4 protein-coding genes are annotated in these 4,759 nt (G+C 38.2%); all 4 read right to left on the bottom strand.

What is annotated here, in order from left to right:
* Positions 1-2,964, bottom strand: a 2,964-nt coding sequence (locus PG840_RS16350) for a vWA domain-containing protein (RefSeq protein WP_270613889.1), incomplete at its 3' end; no start/stop codon positions are given.
* Positions 2,965-2,976: 12 nt separating this feature from the next.
* Entirely contained in the window at positions 2,977-3,177 is a 201-nt protein-coding gene (locus PG840_RS16345; RefSeq protein WP_008371181.1) for a hypothetical protein, read from the bottom strand.
* Positions 3,178-3,791: 614 nt separating this feature from the next.
* On the bottom strand, positions 3,792-4,007 hold the full coding sequence (locus PG840_RS16340; protein ID WP_270613888.1) for a hypothetical protein: 216 nt from the start codon (positions 4,005-4,007) through the stop codon (positions 3,792-3,794).
* A gap of 34 nt (positions 4,008-4,041) precedes the next feature.
* Positions 4,042-4,759, bottom strand: a 718-nt coding sequence (locus PG840_RS16335; RefSeq protein WP_270613887.1) for a hypothetical protein, incomplete at its 5' end; no start/stop codon positions are given.

Here is a 4,759-nt window from a genome sequence, read left to right as displayed (position 1 = left end):
ATCAAAAATCAGATATAAAGTTTTTGCTGAATTTTTGGCGGCATTTAACGTTGCTTTACTTGTGTGAATTCCACAGTTTGAAGGGCTATCTCCATAATATGTTGGTTGACCGTCTGTAAGGAAGATTACTATTTTTTCGGCATCTGTTCTACTACCGTCTGTAATAGCTGTACCACCATAGGATAAACCCTTATCATAATTGGTTCCACCGCCAGCTGTAAGCTTCTTTATGTAGGTATTATAAAGAGTATTACCATCTGTCCAACTACGCGTATTTGTTGTAGCAGAAGTATTAAATGTTACCAATTTGTATCTGGTGTCAACGGTATCGCTTTTGGTATTAAATGCATCGATTAATGCTTTGATTGCATTTCGTGTAGAAACTAATTTAGCAACACCGCTGTTACTATCTGAATCATCCATACTTCCAGATGTATCAACAATAAGTACAATATCAACATTTTTCTTGTTCGTTTTTGTGCCAACAGTACCAGAAGCATTTAAGGTAATATTATATGTGCCATCATCATTTCTCTTGATATACTTTTCATGTGAAAGAGTACTTTCAGGTTCGTCTCCGGAACCACCATTAGCTACATAAGCGTTGGTAAATGCAACTGTTTTGGTTTCACCTGTGCTAATTGAAAGAGTTCCAGATGTTGAGGAAGTTGTACTGCCATTATCAATCTGAACAGAACTTGATCTGGTGTATCCAGTTACATCCAGAGAACCAGTTGATGTTTCTTCTACTTTCAGATTAGTACCACATTCAAGTTCTTTTAATGACAATACAATCGATCCCGTGTATGTCTTACCATCATTACTCCATACCCAGTTTAAATCAGTGCCGGAAATTGTTTTTTTCCCAATTGTGAATTTTAATGTTTTTGCAAGATTGTATGCTGTTGCATATTCCAATCCGGAAATGGTTTTTGTTAAAGTAACATTTGCAGTTCCTTGTACCGGGGTTAATTTATCTCTGGTAAAGAATACATTATCAAGAAAGTTTCCTACAGTAGGATCGTTAGATGCGGTATTTCCTGCTACAAAGAAAAATCTTGTAGAATATTGTCCTTGGGTTGTTACGGAATAACTACCAGTATACGTATGCCATGAAAGATCATCACTGGTAACTGTTCTAACCATTGTTCCAGGATAAGCAGTAGGATTCGCAATTACTTCATTTACTTTTGCCTGTGTTGTGACTCCGTTATCAATCGCTGTTTGTGTTGGCATTATAACAACAGACATGGTATCATTTTCAGTTTCAGAAGAGGAATTTCCTCTTGCCCTGTGTGAGAACTGATAATTTAATGTCTCGCCAGGAGTAGTAAGTACATCCTGATAAAGAGAACCTTCAGCCTGACAGTTAAGTTCGGCAAACTGAGTACCATCTACTGCAGTTGTTGCTCCGTGCCAACTATAGCCTGATAAACTGCTGTTTGTTAATTGACCAGTAGAGTTTTTTGTTTTTGTTGTTACAATTTCGATATCAGCACCTTCTGAATCAGAGTAAAGAGTATTTGCAGTGGCAGTTCCGGTTGTCTGCCATACGCCACCCTGTCTCTTGTAATTTTCATTGGAAAATTGCCAGTTGTTTGTATTGATATGGTAATCAGTAACTTTCGGTGTCTCGAAACTACCGTTTTGCAATTGATAATATTCGGTTACTTCCTTTTGAGGACTTGTTGCTAAAGGTGCTTTTCCATCTTTTGGTGAGCCATCTGTCTTTACATCACCAGCTTTATATGCTGCTACATAGTAGGAAACTGATGGGTTATTAGAACCATCACCTTGTGTGCCGAGTGCGCCACCATTAAGGGCAATATAAAGTTCGTTATCCTTGATATCAGATCCAAGACTTACACCATTAGTTCCGGTATATTCTTTTGGCTTTTGAAGCTGATAGTCACCAGTGTTGATTTTTCTATACCATACATATTTAATATTTGTAGAGTTACCGGTATAGGTAGCAACCAATTTACCGTAAGACTGTTCAAGTGTTACAGTATCAGAAGCAGCCATTACTGCTGAATTTAATGTATCATTTGCTTCATTTACTACATCATTGGATTCGGGCTGAGTTACTTTATCTTCTACAACATAACATCCATAAACCTGATTCTTACGAACTTCCATTTTCAGTTCATCAGCAACTTCGTCTTTTACACTGAGTTCTGAAAAATCGAATTCGTCTTCAATCTGTTCCCTGGTTTTATCTGTTCCGGCATCGAGGAGTTCTTTGATCTTGTCTTCTCTCTGTGGAAGTTCTACCAGAAGATCTTCTTCAATCCCATCTTCTGATTTTGCAGGAGCGAAATAGAAAGCAGTTGCTTTTTTTGTATCTTTCACTTTCAGTCCGCTGCCTTTGAAGTTTACATCGATAGCTTTCAAAGGTTCTGTTTCAACGCCATTTACTTTGAAAACCACATCATATAATACATAGTTGCTAAGAGAAGTATTGGTTGTTAATGCGTTTTTGATTAACTTAACGATTACTGCATCATCTACATCTTCTGTAGATAATCTCTTTACTTCCATTGTGATTTCAGAAGCATGTGCGTGAAATGCACCGGCTGGAATATCAGCAACTACAGTAGTTTTTGTATCATTTCCATTATCAACTTCCTGTTTTAACTGAGTTGCTTCGCATTCAACTGTTTCGTTCGATGCGTTGTTTTCTTCGGAAGAGACAGTTGGCTGCTCAGCTACTTCAGACTGGTTATCATTTGTCTGAGGTGCGGCTTCTTCTGTATTCTGTGCAGGAGTTTCGGCTGCAGGATGTTCGGTCTGTGCTTTATTTTCCGCAGTTTCCTGTGTTTCTGTTGTAGGTTCAGCCATTGTAGTGGTCTGATCCTGGGCTTGCGTATCCAAATCATCAGCAAATGCTGATATCGTACTGCTAAGCACTAATACCATGCAAAGCATGAATGCTATTAAACGTTTCTTTGTATTACTTTTCATGGCGTCCTCCTTCTATTCCTCTATTCTGACTTCATAATTGTTATCAAGTGCTCCGTCTATCAGCTTCAATAATTCAAGGGCACTGCGGAAATGCTGCTCTCGCTGCTCTTCCACCCAAGTAACGCTGCCCTGCCAGGTACCGTTCTGCTGATCCATGATTTTTATTAAAAAAGTTCTTGTATTTTTTTGCTTTTTATTCATGTCAGTTTTCATCTGCCCTTCCTAATTATTTAGACTTTTTTATCTTATATAGGTATTGTATCTGACAAAGCATTACGTGAATCATTACCAATAACGAAAAATATTAACTTTTTTAAGTTATAACAAGAAATAGTCATGTTTTTGTAATAATATAATGATTTGATATCAGGGTCAAAATGTCAGAAAGCCGATGCAAGCTTGCTTGCAAGAGGATTTTTGACCTCTTGATCCGCCAAAAACATGAGTAAGTAGCCATCTTTCACAGAAAAATGAGCGGACTACGAATGCTTTTGAGTATTGCGAGAGTGCAAAGCACGTAGCAATCTGGTATCAAAGGGGGCAAAATACCTTTTACCCCAACATCATGATTTGTAGGAGTGCGTAATATTTGTGTCTGACTCTACTATATGTATTGGGATATTAGAATAGAAGTAAAAGTGGGAAATAATGTGATGGAAGTGCAAAAAGTATAGATTGTGGGGAGCGCATAGAAAAGGAGCAATCTGGTTATAGCGGTGAGGGAGAGGGATTTTCCGGACAAAAAGATCCCGTGACTGATATTGGGGAGATGCACTGCATCTTAGACGGTGATCAGTCACGGGATAGGGGTAAGGGTTATTTAGTTTTTATTCAATGCCAAATTCTTTTAATAGTTTCTTTTGGTATTCGATGTCTTTGGCAACACGTTCAAGGTCGTTGTAGCGTTTGGCTTTCAGGAGACATTTGTTTAAAGCACGTGCTTCATCTAAGCCTTTTTTAAAGCCTTCTTTAAAACCTTCCTCTCTTGCGTCTTCTTTCAAAGTCTTTTCATACAAGTCTTTATCATATGTCGTCAGGATCATATTTGTCACCTCCGTTTGGCAGAACGTAGATAAATTACTTAGTTCCATTCAATTCAATGCCAAATTCTTTTAATAGTTTCTTTTGATATTCGATATCTTCGGTAGCGCGTTCGAGGTCGCTGTAGCGTTTGGCTTTTAGGAGATATTTGTTTAGTAGTTTAAATTCATTTAATTCAGCACGTCCTTCCATAAGCCCTTCTTCCCTACCTTCTTCTCTGGCATCTTCCTTCAAGGTTTTCTCATATAAGTCTTTGTCATATGTCGTCAGGATCATATTCGTCACCTCCGCTCGATGTTTCTTGAGAAAATCTGCCAACACGTCCTGATTAATACAGGTATCAATTGCCTTTTCTAATGCATCTTCCACAGAAGGTTCCGATTGTATATATTCCCTGACACATTGGACGAATATGGAATATTCTTTAAGCCTTCTGCAGTGCTTCATCAGCTCCTGATTGTGACCATAGTTGATGTTCAACATGGTTGCGGTGCATTCCAGGCAAGGTGCTTCGTTATCTGTATTTTCAAAGCAGTCTGAAAGCTTTAACTCCATGGAATCTGGCTGGTTTTTTGTACCATTGTAAAAGACAATATATTTCGGCTTTGGAAGCCGGACTCTTTTTTCATGGTAGATCATCAGATTATTATCTGCAACATACCCTTCATATAACCGGGAGAAATAAAAGACTCCGCGAAGCGGCATGTTTGGGTTAAAAGTGCTTTGATGTTCATACAGATTCATGGTTCCGCTA

The organism is Coprococcus sp. AM97-35 (genome assembly GCF_027697525.1).
Lineage (GTDB): Bacteria > Bacillota > Clostridia > Lachnospirales > Lachnospiraceae > Allocoprococcus > Allocoprococcus comes.
Note: the sequence above shows the minus strand (reverse complement) of the source record. Positions and strands in the feature narration are given on the sequence as shown.